13 protein-coding genes and 1 tRNA gene are annotated in these 15222 nt (G+C 50.8%); 1 reads left to right on the top strand and 13 read right to left on the bottom strand.

Features of this window, described 5'->3' with window-relative positions; all coding sequences use genetic code 11:
• Window positions 1-37 precede the first annotated feature (37 nt).
• The 11 genes from EMQ_RS05565 to EMQ_RS05515 form a co-directional block, all read right to left on the bottom strand.
• Complete coding sequence (locus EMQ_RS05565) at window positions 38-1708, bottom strand: hypothetical protein (RefSeq protein WP_132012027.1); 1671 nt, start codon at window positions 1706-1708, stop codon at window positions 38-40.
• A gap of 33 nt (window positions 1709-1741) precedes the next feature.
• Complete coding sequence (gene dinD, locus EMQ_RS05560; protein WP_241771563.1) at window positions 1742-2920, bottom strand: DNA damage-inducible protein D; 1179 nt, start codon at window positions 2918-2920, stop codon at window positions 1742-1744.
• A gap of 110 nt (window positions 2921-3030) precedes the next feature.
• The gene (locus EMQ_RS05555; RefSeq protein WP_010668415.1) at window positions 3031-3942 is read right to left on the bottom strand and encodes an IS1595 family transposase; all 912 of its coding nucleotides are present in this window, start codon (window positions 3940-3942) and stop codon (window positions 3031-3033) included.
• 556 nt (window positions 3943-4498) lie between these two features.
• Window positions 4499-5311, bottom strand: a complete 813-nt coding sequence (locus EMQ_RS05550) for an IS5 family transposase (RefSeq protein WP_018308339.1) — start codon at window positions 5309-5311, stop codon at window positions 4499-4501.
• 44 nt (window positions 5312-5355) lie between these two features.
• Complete coding sequence (locus EMQ_RS05545; RefSeq protein ID WP_231367987.1) at window positions 5356-6057, bottom strand: tyrosine-type recombinase/integrase; 702 nt, start codon at window positions 6055-6057, stop codon at window positions 5356-5358.
• Between the two features lie 31 nt (window positions 6058-6088).
• Window positions 6089-6634, bottom strand: coding sequence for a hypothetical protein (locus EMQ_RS05540; protein ID WP_148232672.1), 546 nt, complete (start codon window positions 6632-6634; stop codon window positions 6089-6091).
• Between the two features lie 130 nt (window positions 6635-6764).
• Window positions 6765-6839: transfer RNA gene (locus EMQ_RS05535), tRNA-Val, on the bottom strand.
• A gap of 167 nt (window positions 6840-7006) precedes the next feature.
• Entirely contained in the window at window positions 7007-8167 is a 1161-nt protein-coding gene (locus EMQ_RS05530) for an L-dopachrome tautomerase-related protein (RefSeq protein ID WP_010666086.1), read from the bottom strand.
• Window positions 8164-9228 (bottom strand): aldo/keto reductase, encoded by a 1065-nt coding sequence (locus EMQ_RS05525; RefSeq protein ID WP_018308340.1) that lies wholly within the window; start codon window positions 9226-9228, stop codon window positions 8164-8166. The genes EMQ_RS05530 and EMQ_RS05525 overlap by 4 nt, the downstream gene beginning before the upstream one ends.
• The gene (locus EMQ_RS05520) at window positions 9228-10598 is read right to left on the bottom strand and encodes an amidohydrolase family protein (RefSeq protein WP_010668802.1); all 1371 of its coding nucleotides are present in this window, start codon (window positions 10596-10598) and stop codon (window positions 9228-9230) included. The genes EMQ_RS05525 and EMQ_RS05520 overlap by 1 nt, the downstream gene beginning before the upstream one ends.
• A 371-nt stretch (window positions 10599-10969) precedes the next feature.
• Window positions 10970-11677, bottom strand: coding sequence for a tetratricopeptide repeat protein (locus EMQ_RS05515; protein WP_018308341.1), 708 nt, complete (start codon window positions 11675-11677; stop codon window positions 10970-10972).
• A 738-nt stretch (window positions 11678-12415) separates the two neighbouring features.
• Here EMQ_RS05515 and EMQ_RS05510 point away from each other — a divergent pair.
• Window positions 12416-13408, top strand: coding sequence for an MIP/aquaporin family protein (locus EMQ_RS05510; RefSeq protein WP_081617526.1), 993 nt, complete (start codon window positions 12416-12418; stop codon window positions 13406-13408).
• A 42-nt stretch (window positions 13409-13450) separates the two neighbouring features.
• Here the strand turns inward: EMQ_RS05510 and EMQ_RS05505 are convergent, their stop codons facing one another.
• The gene (locus tag EMQ_RS05505; protein ID WP_010666566.1) at window positions 13451-14062 is read right to left on the bottom strand and encodes a nitroreductase family protein; all 612 of its coding nucleotides are present in this window, start codon (window positions 14060-14062) and stop codon (window positions 13451-13453) included.
• Window positions 14063-14084: 22 nt separating this feature from the next.
• The gene (locus EMQ_RS05500; RefSeq protein ID WP_010666565.1) at window positions 14085-15209 is read right to left on the bottom strand and encodes an L-dopachrome tautomerase-related protein; all 1125 of its coding nucleotides are present in this window, start codon (window positions 15207-15209) and stop codon (window positions 14085-14087) included.
• Window positions 15210-15222: the final 13 nt, after the last annotated feature.

Genomic DNA, 15222 nt, shown 5'->3' with positions numbered 1-15222 from the left:
TGCACGCAGTGATATTACCCACGAAAATATCAGGAGATCACTTCTTCATTATCTCAAAAAGTATTATGATGAGCAGTCCGCATATTAAATATAATAAACCACGCAGATTGTTTTGAATCTTAATTCTTTTTTCGAAATTATTTTCGATAAATGCGATTAAAGACTGCTCTATATTTTCTGATAAATGTAACGCGTACTCTTTTGTGGCCTGCACGTCATGAGAAAGTTTATCTTGAAGAGATAAAATGTCTTCTGAAATTTTTTCAGATTTATTCTCCGATTCAGCAAGGGCCTTACTCGAAGCTGCCATAAGGTGGTCAATTTTATCTTCTACTCTGGATATTAGATCAGCATTAGCGTCAACAGTCTCATCGCATTCATTCTCCGGATCAATTTCGTCAATACGTGGCAGAAATTTCTCAAGTGCATCTTTCTTAGGATAGGCCTGCCATGCGGAATCAAATTCTATAAAAGTTTCCCACGTATTATGGGGGATAATGCGCTCTTTTAAGAATGCAAGTTCATCATCTGGAGGATAACCTGTTTCTCCATCCTTTACCGGCACAGCGTATCTTGCAAGAATGTATAAACGAAGCTGTAAGATATCTCTTTTATTCTGTCGATTGGGATCAATACACGACAATTTACGCGCTTTAGATCGCTCAGCATATAAGCCATCTTCCCAGTAATCGGTTAAAAACAAATAATCATATAGCGCCTGATAAACACACAATCTCAAGTCATGAGAATAAGTTGCAAGATTCCTAAGTTCATTGTTTCTTTCCTTTTCTGGGAGAGACAGAATTTCTTGAAATTCTTTATTATCTAATGAAAAATTATATGAGGCGGCAGCCACCCTCAAATTTTCACTTTTTTCTTTATTGAAAAATATGCTCTTTCTTAAATCAGACAGCCCAATATCTGGTCTATAAAAAAGAGTCTGAAGTTGGTAATCATCTAATTTTTCAATTACATCATTAGGTATTTCAGAAAAAAAAGCCGATTTTACGGGAAGGTGTTCAATCATAAGGGTAGATACAGATGCTGGACATTCAGGGGCTACGTTCCACAGCGCTTTAAGCTCTTCGCCCTTCGTGTGCTCAAGCCAGCCGTCGTATGTCTCCTCCAAGAAGCGTTCGCGAAATTCAGGTCTAATCAAATAATCTGACAGAATATCGCAGAGTTCTGTTTCTGATACTTTTCCATCCTGTGGTGAACTCCCCCAGGGAGTAATGAGTTTTCTACCAACCGCATCAGAAATGATTCTGGCAATTTTCTCGCCACTGCCTAAAAGAATACGTACTTTTGCGAGACGCTCAGCTTGAGGTAATGCAAAGAATTTCTTCGGGTCTGAAAGCTCAACGTCACCTAAAGAAAAATCTTGTTCTTTGGTTACATATCGCACCAACGAGTCTGGGTCAGATTCAATACGTGATTTGGTCTTTATCTCGACGATATTGTCGTTATCAAAATAGATTCCACGATAGGAAAGATAGCGAATATACGGCACTTCGCTATCGAGTGCCTTATCTCGCACCTGGCGCAGCAAATGATTGGGATATTGCCTTGATGGTAACAGCGAAAGAATTAGAATATGTGTCTCGGTTGATAGGCCATCCCATGCTGCCATCAATTTCATTACTCCACTTGGTGTTGGCTGAAGTAAATCATTAAGAAAAGACGGCATCTGTGTTGTGTCAGTTTTCATCTTACCTCCCACATATTTTTCAATAGATTAAAATCACTCATATTCTAAGAAGTAAGACTGCACGAATTCCCGACCACGCTCAGTGATCAGAAATCCGCCAGGGATATTTTCTGCATATCCGCAAAAAATGAAGTTGGTATGTGACTTTCTATGTGACTTCAGGTTGCGGACGATTTGCGAGAATTTACTATCGCGGCGACTTCTCAACACATCGCCATGTTCATCTGGAATGGCGATATATTTTGGAAGTTCGGCAATAAGCTCCGTTGTCGTGATGAAGCCATCGTCCCGTGTCGCCATGACAAGCAAGGCATACTTCCAGAGATCGGCCTTCAAATCGATTTCCTGTGGACTTTCATCCTCCGTCTGATCGGTCGTTCCGTCAGTTTTCCGTGCCTTCCGTTTGGCCGCGCTTCGGATAGGACTCGCAAGCGGCAGTTTCTCTGGCGGGATGCCGCTGATCTTCAGCATGGCTTCGCGCACCTGCCGTCCGACCTCATAATGCGCTTGGTAAGCCTTCCGCTTCCCGTTGAGATCCTCTCGCCGCAGCTTCTCTTCGGTCTGCGTTACCCGGAAAAAATTCGCGGCAAGCTCGGCGCTGCCCATACGGTCAAGCAGGTTGGCGTTTTGGGGTAGCCCACGTATCTGCCGGATTTCTGCGACCGTTCGATTGCCGTAGAGGCCGGAATACCCATTGCTCTCGAAAAGAGCGAGATCGTCCCGATTGATGACACCAGCGCCTTTGGCAGCATTCACAAGCTGCCTGTTGTGTTTTTTGACAAGGTTCCGGATCAGGATGCGCCTGTCGTCTTCTTCCGCTGACAGGACATTGTGCGTAACGTCTGTGCCATGCGGTGCACCCACCTGAACGATGAAATACCCTTGGGCAAATGCCACACCCTTCTTTCTGATATCGCTGTTTTTTGCGACAAGGTGGCAGGCGTACCGGGACAGCCTGATGTCCGGCACGCTACGCTTTGTGGCCGATGTCGCAACTTCCGACACAATACCTTCAAAGTGATTTTCAATCGGTTGATCCGATTTCCGGCAGTCTTCTGCCGCATGGGCAAGAACTTTTCTGAATGAACTCCAGCTTCCATATCTTAGAAGACCTTGAAGGTCGCGTGCGAACCAGTATTCGCTCCCGTCGTTACTCCTGTGAGACGCCTTTTCGAAAGCGGCAACCATTTCGTCTATTTCAGACTCCGTCATGGACGCAGCTTCAACGGTGGCAAGCTCTTTCAGGTCAGTGCGGACAAGTCGCTCCAATGCTTCCGTGAACGAAAATTCAGATAGATCTTTTCCGGACGAAGATTTCGGGCTCACGCGATAAGTTCCCGATAACGAAGTCTTCCCTCGACGCACGCGAACATATCGTTCATTCGGGCACCAGCCCTCATATCGCGGCGATTGAAACGCCACGACATTTCCTGAACATACCGATCCAGATGCTTCGAAGACACCCAATGATGCACGCCGACGATCTGACGCTTCAGGAGCGCCCAGACACTCTCAATCCCGTTGGTGTGCGCCTGCTCCCGGACATACTCGCCCGCCGAGTGGTTGACGGCCTGATGACGGTAGTCCTTGCCAAGCCCTTTGAATGACCGATCTTCATCGGTCATGAGCGCTGAACCGGGCTCCACGTTTTCCCGGATGGCCTCTCTCATGGTCGGTCCCTTGGTGTCTTCGACATGCCCGGCACGCAATTCGCCGTCGCGTTCAAGAATGCCGAGGACGACATCCTTTCCCGCGCCGCCCTGCGTTCCGCCCTTGCGGTCCTTGCTGTGCTTGTTCTTTTCCTTGCCGCCAATATAGGTCGTGTCGGCCTCGACCGTTCCCTTCAAAGGGGCGTTGAAAGACTTTGTGACTGTTGCATAGCGCAGCCTCTGGAGAACAAACCACGCGCTTTTTTGAGTGATATCAACATCTTTGGCGAGCGTAGTGGAGGCAATTCCCTTTGGATGGTTGGTAATCAGCCAGATTGCCATGAACCATTTACGCAAAGGGAGTTTCGTGTCCTCAAAGATCGTTCCGACCTTGATGGAAAATCTCTTTTTACAGTTGCCGCACTTGAACGTCTCGCGATCACTGAAATGATAGATCTTGTTACCGCCACAATGAGGGCAGGATTCTCCATCACGCCACCGGATGCTGCGAAGGTGATCGCGACAGGACTGCTCGTCCGGGAATAGCTCCGCAAGCTCGAAAAGGCTGCCAACTTCTGGAATCATATTCCGTTCCCCCCGCTACAGGGAGAAAATTAGATCAAAATCAGATCAAGGTCAATCACGTATATAAATCCCTAATTTTTTAATTACAGGTCCTGATCGCTGATTTGATACCGGAAGTATCGTCTGACGAATTTGGTAGATCATCAGGGCAGCCAGCATGTTGCATACCACACCCGGCCAGAAGAATTAGAAATGAAAAAGTCAGAAATCTCCACATATAATTTACTCCGTATTTACTGAGATGCTACGGTAGATTTTTGTGGCTGAGAAGTCAAAATGGAAATTTGTTTCGTACTGGTCGACTGGGTTTTGAATTTCAATTTTATAAAATACGAACATTATTTTTTTCACAAGTCGGTGAGTGGAATAAGTATGAAAATAATTAAACTATGTATTGTTATCTTTTATCTGCGATAAAAAGAAAAGCCGTATTGTATTGTTTTTGGAACCGATAGGTATTCGTAAAGTGAATTATTGTATTGTATTGGTAAAATATTTTTTCAGACTGTCGTGGACGTGATTTAAAACTTGTTTTTACGAAGGCCTGTAGAGGGTGTTATGCATTTTGCGTGAGCAGGCTGGCTGCGTTTTTCAGCATGAAACCTGCGAAGGCGATGGTGTGCATTGCGGCGAGGGTTGAGGCACAGCGCTCATAGTCTTTTACGAGCCTTCTGCACCGTGTTGCCCACGCGAACGATCTCTCCACGATCCATCGTCGGGGCAGCAACACAAAACCCCGTTTTTCCTGAGGCAGCCTGACGATTTCGAGGGTGATATCCTGCTCTTCAGCGGCTTTCGCCGCTTTTGATCCGTTATAGCCCTGATCGGCCCATGCCAGTTCAATGCTACCGTCTGTTGCCCGCTGAATGGCTTCCGCCAGTGGGCCGACTTCTGCCCGGTCATCCCTGTTTGCCGGGGTGACATGCAGGGCCAGAAGATGCCCCAGGGTATCGACCGCCATGTGCAGTTTCGATCCGTTCTTTCTTTTTGCGCCATCATACCCGGCGCGCGATCCACTCTCCGGGGTCGAACGCAGTGTCCGGCTGTCGATAATCGCCGTTGTCGGCTCAGCCTGTTTTCCTGCAGCCAGCCGCAGCACAGCCCGGAGATCGTGGACAACAGCCTCGAAACATCCCGCTTCCATCCAGCGCCGGGATTGCTGGTAAACCGCAGTCCATGGTGGAAGATCGTTCGGCATCGCCCGCCATGCAATGCTGTAACGGATCACATACCGAAGACCGTTGAACAGTTCCCGCAGATCATGATGGCGTTGTTCCGCGTCTTCCTTCATCAGAAGAAGATACAGAACAATCAGAGACCACTCTTCGTCGCTGATATCAGACGGATATGGTTTGCGTGCAGTATTCATCCATCTGTTCTGCAACATTCACGCCAAAAAGTACATAACACCCTCTAGATGCGGAGGTGTTCTGGAATCAGTGAATCCCTGTGCTGTTCTAAGCTGACATGGCTATAATGCTTTTCAATCATTGAAACTGATGTGCCGGTGTTTCTGGCTAATAGGTGGATATTCAGGCCGTTATTGAGTGCCTTGGTAATATAATAATTCTTGAAGGAATAACAGGTTCTCTTAACACCGCGATAATCAGTGGTCAGATTGGCATCTTTCAATGCCTCATTCATCTGTTCAGAGAAAGAACTAACGCGATTTCCATTTTTATAGGTGAACAGGTAGTCATCAGCTTTGGGGTTCTGTTCGGCATGGAGAACCTGCAAGGGATGGATGATGGACGGGTTAGGGATACAGGTCCGTGATTTGGATTTACCCTGTATCTGTATGGATAGCTTATAATTTTTTGGCTTTGTGTCAGTCGTGAAATTGATAATATCTGACCTTTTCAGGTGGAGACATTCTGTATCTCTAAGGCCGCTATCCATCATGATTTCAGTGAAACACCAGAACAGGAAACGAGTATGGCGATTGGTTTCTGCTGATTGCTGTAGGCGTTTCATGGTGAAAGCACGGAATTTCGCCAATTCCTTGTCTGTGAAAGATGGCCTGTTATCAGTTGAGTTTGTTTTCTTTGGTCTCACCAAGGAAGGAATTTGTGATAGGTGGCCTTCCTGTTTCATCCATTGAAAGAAGTCACGCAAGATGGCGTTCTCGTGCTGTATGGTGGAGTGACTAGGGGCTTTCCTTATTGAGTCTGTAACTGGCGTTCTGATAAGCCTGCCCGGACTCTTTATAAGGGCATCCTCTGGCCTTGCACGTCGATATTCCAAATAGGTGAGGTCTTTGCCCGGTCTCTTCCGTCCAGTAGGTGTTTCGCCATTGCTGATAGGCCGTCATCGTCTTGTCAGTGATAGACTGATTGCCAATGAACGAACCAAAATAACGGGTCATCACTGTTTGTCTGTATGACGTTTTCTGATGTAATTCAGGCGGACGCGAGAGGTTCATCCATTCTTTTATCAATGATTCAGTAGTTTTAATCTTTAATGGCTGACCTGATTCGGCTTTGTTTACTGCATCCCAGTATTTTCTATAAGCCAATGACAGGGCATCAGGATAAAAGGCAGTCTTTAAAGCTATCCTTTGTTGTCCATGACCAGCGATAGAAATCCGTATTGAGTAGTTTTTTGTGCCGGTTGGGATAAACAATGTGAATGGCTGAGACGGCGGCGCTTGTCCGACTGTGCTAATTCTGTGCTTACGATGATTTTCAGACATAGCTAAGTCCTTGATTTCCTTTGATGTGGGAAATCTTGTGCTAGGGCTATGCTAGGGGGCAAAAGTGGATATATCCCTAAAATGTATAAGGGAAAAATCCAGCTAAGTGTTTGATTTTATTGAGAAATCGTGGTGGGTGCGACAGGGATTGAACCTGTGACCCCCGCCGTGTGAAGGCGATGCTCTACCGCTGAGCTACGCACCCCGATTTCGTGTAGGCTGCTCATAGCCAGAACGGACCAGAAGCGCAAGACGCAAATGGATAATTTTACATATTATGAGGAAAGGTAGGTCGAGGTGTCCTCAGACAGGGGAATGCGCCAATCCGCACCTGCCAGAAAATAAGGCCACAGGTGCGGTTGCATGGGCTTCTTATTGAGAAGGAGGAGGCATGATAGGGACTTTTGCCACCAGAAAAGGTGGCTTGCGCAGATCCTGACCATCATGCAGGCGGGGCAGGCGGCTCCACTGGCCAAGAACGACATAGACATACCGGGAATCGGCAAAGATTCCGTCAGGCCATACGAATCTTGGATCGGACGCAATCAGCTCAAATCCACCATCCGGGTTGCGGCGGAATATGGCGTCGTGATCAGCGGCTGTGGTGTAGATGCGGTTCCACGGATCTGTGGCAAGCCCGTCCGCAGCACCCTTTTCGCCTTCATCCACAACGAGTTGAGCGAGTTCATCCGAACTGACAGAGAAATCGGCCAGCTTCGTCGTTGGCAGACTATAAAGACGGCGACTGGCCAGAGGAGAATAATAGAGCGTTTGCGAGTCCGTGGAGAGCGTGATGCCATCAGCGCCGCCTGCCGGAAATGTCGGATGTTTGGGGTCGTAATGGAGCACCCGTCCATCCAGAACCGTCTGATATCCCTTGTCTGGCATCGTGGAAACATGCCCAGCCAGAACTCGTCTCTGTTGTCCGGTGGCGATGTCCACGACCACGAGGGCTGGATGCCCTCCGAATGAGCTGTCCGCAACGAACGCCGTGCCCTTTGCGCCGTGGGTCAGATCGACACGCAGGTCATTCATGTGACTATCAGGCAGAAGTGCATCTTTCAGCACGACGCTGGCGATAATCTGACCAGTCGATGGATTGATTCCAATAATCTTTGCGCCACCCGCAGGGATGGGATGACCTTTGATTTTCCCATCATCAATGACCCAGATGTTGCCCTGTGTATCAGCGGTCATGCCGTGGGGGGAGATAAGGCGGGCGGCAGGATCACCCTTCGTCGATTCCGCAAAAGCCGGGGAAGGGAAGGGAATGAGTTGTCCATTCTTCCATTCCGCCAGCACCGGTCCTGCATGATCGCCATCATGCTTGGGAAAGGTCAGGAAAAGACGATTATTGACGACAGCGATGCCTGACGGATCTGGAGCGGTAATTGAGGCGGCAATTTCAACTTTGCCATTAGTGCCAAATGCCGGATCGAGATTGCTGGTAATGGTTGGAGAGGCGGCCTGCGCACCGGAAACAACAGTGACGCAGACAGCGCCCGTCATGAGCAGAGAGAGCAGCTTTTTCATTTTTCCAGGAACGGCTTGAGAAGAACAAGATCAGCCTGAGAAAGACGATCCGATGCCGTCGAGGCCTGATGCCAGTAAGGATAGATCAGCGGCGGCCGACTGACGGCTTCAAGTTTTGCAAGATCGTCCTCGCTCAGTACCAGAGACGCAGATTTCAGATTGTCGGTCAGTTGCGCCTCAGTGCGGGCTCCGACAACCAGACTGTGCACACCGGGGCGGGACAGCAGCCAGGCAAGAGCGACCTGTGCGGGAGAAGCTCCTTCGTAATGCGTGGCGACTTCGACAAGAACTTCCACGATATCGTAAAGAGCTTCTACATCGCGCACGGGAGGCTCACTCCACTGTGCCGCCTTGCGGGTGCCTTCCGGCTCCGGTTTGCCGCGCCGATATTTGCCACTCAGCAGACCACCGGCGAGAGGCGACCAGATCACGGCGTCCACACCCTGATCGACTGCGATCGGTAGCAGCTCATATTCGGCTTCACGAGCCTGCAATGTATAGTGAATCTGCTGCGCGACAGGGCGGATGGTGTTGTTTTTCTCGGCTGTGGCAAGCATTTTCATGATGTGCCAGCCGGAGAAGTTGGACACCCCGACGTAACCGATCTTGCCGGAATTCTGAAGATGATCGAGTGCGGCGAGAATTTCATCAACCGGTGTCTGACCATCCCATTCATGGCACCAGTAAAGCTCGACATGATCGGTTTTCAGGCGTTTCAGGCTGGCTTCACAGGCTCTGATCAGGTGATGCCGTGAAAGACCGCGCTCGTTCGGGCCTTTGTCGCCGGTGGGAAAGCGTGCTTTGGTGGCGAGCATGACGCGATTGCGACGTGCAGCATCCAGCGCCTCGCCAATGATTTCCTCCGAGACGCCGTCAGAATAGATATCGGCTGTATCGAGCATGTTCACGCCCGCGTCGAGCGCCATGTCGATCTGACGTCTCGCGCCGTTCAGGTCGGTGTTGCCGGTCTTGGCGAATTCACCTTTGCCTCCGAACGTCATCGTGCCGAGGATCAGCGTTGAGACTTTCAGGCCGGACCGACCAAGAAGACGGTACTCCATCAGTTCTTTCCTTCTGAATTAAGAGGGATCGGGCCAGCCACAGCCGTTCCGTTCTCCCATGTTTCAACAATCCTGTCGGTGTCACCGATAGTGACTGCGGGGTTGCCGGAGACGACCAGAAGATCGGCGCGCTTTCCGGCAGCGATAACGCCCCGATCAGACAGATGCAGCAGGTCGGCGGCGTTCTGGGTGGCAATATGAATGGCCGTGAGCGGCGTCAATCCAGCCTGAACGGTGAGAGCGAGTTCCCGATGCTCAGCCACGCCCGGCACGCGGAATGGCATCGCGCCACTGTCGGTTCCAAAGCCGACCCTGACGCCTGCGTCGTAAAGCGTCTTGAGGTTCTGCAGGTTCATTGCAAGAGACGTGCGGGCAAAGTCGGCCAGCTTCCCGGTGGTGTGTTTCTGCTGCCAGGCCGGATCGCTTACCTGCTGAAGAAGCGGCATCGACAGGCCCGCAATAGTGAATGGCGTTTTGGTCCAGGTGGACTGGTCTGCCCATGCCGTGCTGGCTTCATCAAGCTGCAATGTCGCGATGTACCAGATGTTTCCGGATTTCAGCTTTTCGATCAAAGCGGGAGGAACGGGTTGATCCCGTATGCCGTGGGCGAGAATGTCCACACCGGCGGCCACGACATGCTCGGCGTCATCGAGATCATGAATGTGCGCGGCGACACGCAGATTGCGTTTGTGGGATTCATCCACGACAGCGGAGATAACTTCCGGAGACATTTTTACCGGCAGGGTGCCATCGAAATCATCGACCCAGATCTTGATCAGATCAGTGCCTTCGTCCGCCATGGTGTCCACGTTGCGGCGGGCTTCCTCCGGGGTCTTGGGACGAAAGAGCTGGTCTGCGGCAACATTGACCGGAGGCGCGCCCTTGGGAACACCGATGCCTTGGTCCACTCCGAAAAGATCGGACGGTGTCTTGCCTGCATGAGCGTCGTGCCGCAGAGGATCGAACACATCCGGTGCATTGTTGCCGAGCGCCGTGACCGTGGTCACGCCGTAGCGGCGATACTGTTCAAGCTCGGAGAGGATAATGGGGCGGGTGTAAAACTGAGGGCCGGTTGTGACGCCTTCATATTGTCCGACATGGCTATGATCGGAAATGATACCGGGGAGAACCGTATCGCCGGAACGATCCAGAATACGGGCATGTTTGGGAATGCTGATATTTTTCCCAGCCGCCAGAATGCGACCGCCCTGCATGACGAGTGTGGCGTCTTCGACAGGAGGGGCTTCTGTGCCGTCGATAATGCGCACGTGGGTGAGGGCGGTAACGGGAGAGGAGTCCGCAAGAGCAGGAGAGGCCGAGAGCAGGACTGCCGCCGTTGCCAGATAAAAACGTCTCATTACAAACTCCATGCTTTTCTCCTCAACGATATGAATGTTGAGTTCGTTCCATACTGTGGCGTCAGGAAAGTGACTTCGTGCATTGTCGGCGACGATTGACCGCGCCCGTGACAGATCAGTAAAGTATCTGTGGTAAAATCTGGTTTTGTTATCAGAAGGAACTGATGCACCCGCGGTTATGCCTGATACGCAAAGGATTTTACCCGGTGCGTTCAGCCATTTCTGTTTGTCATGATAGAAGCGGGAGCATGTGGTGCAAGAAGGGTATAATCACTTTTCTGTTAAGGATATGATCCTTCGATTATCCCAATTGTCTTTATGAGAAATCTTTCTTGCGATTCATCATGTAAAATAAAGGCGTATTTTCGAATGCATTATGGTCGTCAGGAAGGTTGCTTTTTGTCGTCTGCGTGGAGCGTCCAGAATTCCGAGAGCTTGTTGAATTTGGCGGCTGCCGCATCGGGCGGAAGATAGGAGATCAGAACGGTCTTGGCGTCCTCCGTGCGTCCGGCAGCAATGAGGAGGAGAGCATAATTTTCCCGTGTCCGTGGCGTTGCGTCTCCTGTGACGGCATAAGGCTTGATGATGGCCAGCCCCTTGGAAATATCCCCTGACAGACCGATGGAAAGACCGAGATTGACTTCCGGCGAGACCATGCTGGGATCAATCTGGATTGCCCGTTTGTACTCGTTCTGCGCTTCGGTGTAATGGCCGTTCAGATCCAGAGCCACACCATAATCATCGACGATATGGGGGTCGTCAGGGTAGAGCTTGACCATGTTTTCCAGAATGGTCAGTGCTGTCTCCGGCTTGCGTCTCATGTATATTTTGACGAGGCCCATCCAGCCATCTTTGGAATCATGGTTGATGGCGATGATTTTCTTGTAAAATTCGATGGCCGCCGTTTCTCTTCCCAGCGCCTCATGGATTCTGGCAAGTCGCAGAAGAACGGCTGGATTGTTGGGGTAGCTCTGATTCAGTTCAACCAGCTGTGGAAGGGCGTTTTCCACTTCACCATTCTGAATTTCGATGTCCGAAACGGAGAGCTGCCTGTCCAGTGTCGCCGGAGGGTGGGAGCACGCAGCCAGCAACAGACATCCAATGAGTCCTGCATGACGTGTTAATGGTTTCAACTGAATAACCCTTTGATTTAAGGCTTTTTGATAAAGTTTGGGGATTAAACTAACCGGCGAATGTCAATCACTTGTAAACAAACCCCCGCGTTGCGATAAGATATTCAGAAGGTGGGGGCGCTGGTCGTTGATGCCGCCACAGATTGAGAAGCTGCCAAGGCTCCTGACGCCTGTTGGTAAGCGTTAAATCTCGCCTGTTTCGGGGACACAATCTGCTCCGTGTATCCACGACATCAACACCGGTCCTGACAGGTTTTGGAACAGACGTACGCTCTCGAACTCCGGGAATACACCAGTCCGAGAGGTGCGGCCTGTCATCCGCTTCGCGTTCTCACGTGAAATGCCTTTTCTGAAACCTTGCTTCAAAACGAAAATATTTCTCTATTGGATAGGAAAGAAACTCTTTAATGTTTGAATATAAAATGCATTTCATATATATTTATTGTAACGTAACTACATAATTATTTGAATATATATTTTTCATTTTATTTGTGATTGTTGAAAATGATATTTGTTACTATGTAACATGGATTGTTCAAAAAAATGTTATATTGAACATTTCATATCAAATCCCAATATGTATTCAGGGGATTGTTGATAATGATGAAGCAAGAGATGGCACAGGACGAAAAGAAGCATAAGGACTGGCACGCGCATCTACCGCATCTTCACCTGCCACACTTCCATCTTCCTCATGTGAAATTGCCACCTATTCATTGGCCGCACTTCCATATCCACTTTCATGACCGTCCGCTCGCTGGTGAACCGCATCCGGAGCGTCCGTTTCATTGGCGGCTTTATATGTGTGAACTGGTTGCGACAGCCGTGCTGATGGTGATCGGCCTGGCCTGTGTCATCGTTCTTTCAGCCCCCGGCACTTTTCTGGGTGAAATGCTGAGCGCCTACCCTGCGTTGCAGGCAGCGCTTTGTGGTCTCTGTTTCGGTCTGGCGGGAACAGCCGCAGCCATGACGCCTTTCGGAAAGGTCAGTGGAGCGCACCTGAATCCATCGGTGACGCTGGCCTTCTTGTTGTCGAAGAAAATCGTCTGGATTGATGCGCTGGGTTATATCATTTCCCAGATTATTGGTGCCGTGCTGGGGACAACTGTAGTTTACTGCATGGGGTATCTGGCTTCTTCGTGGAAGATTGATGCCTTTGTCACTCATTATGGAGCGACGACACCCTATACCGGGCTTTCAATCTGGTATGCCTTGGGGTCTGAGACGTTGGTAACGGGCCTGCTGATCGCCACACTCTACTGGCTGGCCGCGCATCCCCGTCATAAATGGATCACTCCCTGGATCGGAGGGATCTTCTTTTTTGTTATGAATCCGCTGACTGCCTGGATTTCAGGAAACAGCGCCAACTTCGCCCGTACATTTGGACCGGACCTGTATGCAGGCAACTGGAGTGGACTGTGGGTTTATCTTCTCGGCCCATTCGTCGGTTCATCGCTGGCTGTAATCGCCATCAAGGCCGATATTTTGGGCAAACTTCATCTTGGTGAAGCCCGGCTTGTCAATTTTGGACATCATGGCCGTGTCCCCCATATGGAAGACCCTCATTTCGTGCACGCAGCCCCTGAGCACTATGAAGAATATAAACAGCATCTTGAGGCTGTTCAGAAGATACAGAAAGAGGCCGGAGACGGTAGAAAGAGAGCTGCCGAGGATGGCATCCATCAGTGAGCGCATGGCAGACAGCGCCATGCACTCACTGAAAACTGGTCTTCAGCTAAACGTATTCCGGATGATGATTTCAGACGCAGGCAGGATCCCTCCCGTGGGATAAGGCTCTTTCGCAGGCTTGCCGAGTGCCACGAACATGACGATCTCATGGTCTTCCGGTAGATGGATCAGCTTGCCAACGGCATCAAAGTCAAATCCATCCATGGGGCAGGTGGTGTAGCCCATGCTTTGAGCCAGAAGCATGATCGCACCCGCCGCCATGCCGCAGGAACGCATGCCTTCATCGCGCTGCACCTGCTCACGTCCGCGATAATACTGATCGATCGCACCGACCATCATCTCACGGGTGTCAGGCTCCGCATTTTCCCAGTAACGTGCTGGAGATTTCTCCCACGCCCTGATGTCGGCGCACAGGATCAGCAACGCGGACGCATCGGTCACCTGCGGCTGGTCCCAGGCAACCTTGCGGATTTCATGGCGCAGTTCCGTATCCTTCACCACCACGAAGCGCCAGTTCTGGATATTGAACGCAGTCGGCATCCGACGGGCCAGCCCGAGGATCGTTTCAAGATCCTCTTCCGGCATGCGATGTTCGGCATCGAACACCTTGGTCGCACGACGTGCAAGAATGGCGCTGGCGACATCGAGTGTCATAGGAAATCTTCTCCTGATTCTTTCAGTAACGGCGAGAGGGTTTGAGGTGTGCGTCAATGGCGTAGATGCTGACGGGCAGTTTCACACGTGACACACCATCATGCTGGAACGTCGCCGTGCGGTTGAGTTGGATGGCGGGAATCCATAGAGCGCCTTTGTCGGTGATCCATAACGCATCCCCCCATACAAGGCGCGGATCAGCGATAAAGGTCGAACCCTGTCCTTCCGGTGTGATTTTCAGAATACGCAGATGATCCACATCCGACACATAGAGATTGCCGTCCCTATCAATGGCAGTTCCACCTGTGGTCGGCGTGTCATAGAATGGCTTTACGCGCGCATTGAGTTGCGCATCCGTCAGCGTCTTATTCTCCAGATCCGCTGTCGCAATTTTCGACATCGGCCCCGAACTGGGCTGGAAATAAAGTGTCTCACCATCGGGGGAGACTTCCAGTTGATCGGCGTGAATCCGGGCTTCACGGTTGCCCGTCATCAGGATCTGCCCCTCGGCGCGCATCGGGCGTTCGTCCGTCACACAGGGCTGATGCGCCAGAACGCGGCGCTGATGTCCATCACGCAGATCGACAAGAATCAGGCCTGGATCACCGGCATCCGTGAGAATTAGCGTGTTGTTATGAAAACGCAGATCATCAACATAGCTGAAGCGCGTGATCCCCTGACGGAGCACGATCAGATGCACGGGACGTCCGGTGGCGGGATCGAAGGCGACCAGTTTCGGGGCCGCGCCATTTGCCGGGTTGGGCTTGCCTCCGACATTCGCTTCACCAGAGTCGACTACCCAGAGCAGCCCGTCCGGACCGATACGGATGGCGTTGACCCGGACAAAGCTGGTCAGTGCATCATGCGAATGTTCCCAGTCGTTCCACGATGCATCCGGAAAAGGCCGCATTGAACCATCCGGCAGGAGTTCGCCTACAGTCGGACCTGAACCGCCACCACCCCAGTAGGGGAAAGACATGAACACACGCCCTGTGTCTGTGGTCGTTACGGCGTTCATGATGCGATCGGACGAATAAACCGTCTGGAGCGCTGAACCCGGATAGGACTGCGCCCGTGCAGGCAATGTCGAAAAACCTGCGGCAAGCAGCAGAGAAGCGACGAGAGCGAGGCGTCGTGAAATCTTCATGAGAGAAACCTCC

Origin of the sequence: Acetobacter aceti NBRC 14818 (assembly GCF_000193495.2) — a bacterium.
GTDB lineage: Bacteria > Pseudomonadota > Alphaproteobacteria > Acetobacterales > Acetobacteraceae > Acetobacter > Acetobacter aceti.
This window is presented reverse-complemented; position numbering and strand designations above follow the sequence as displayed.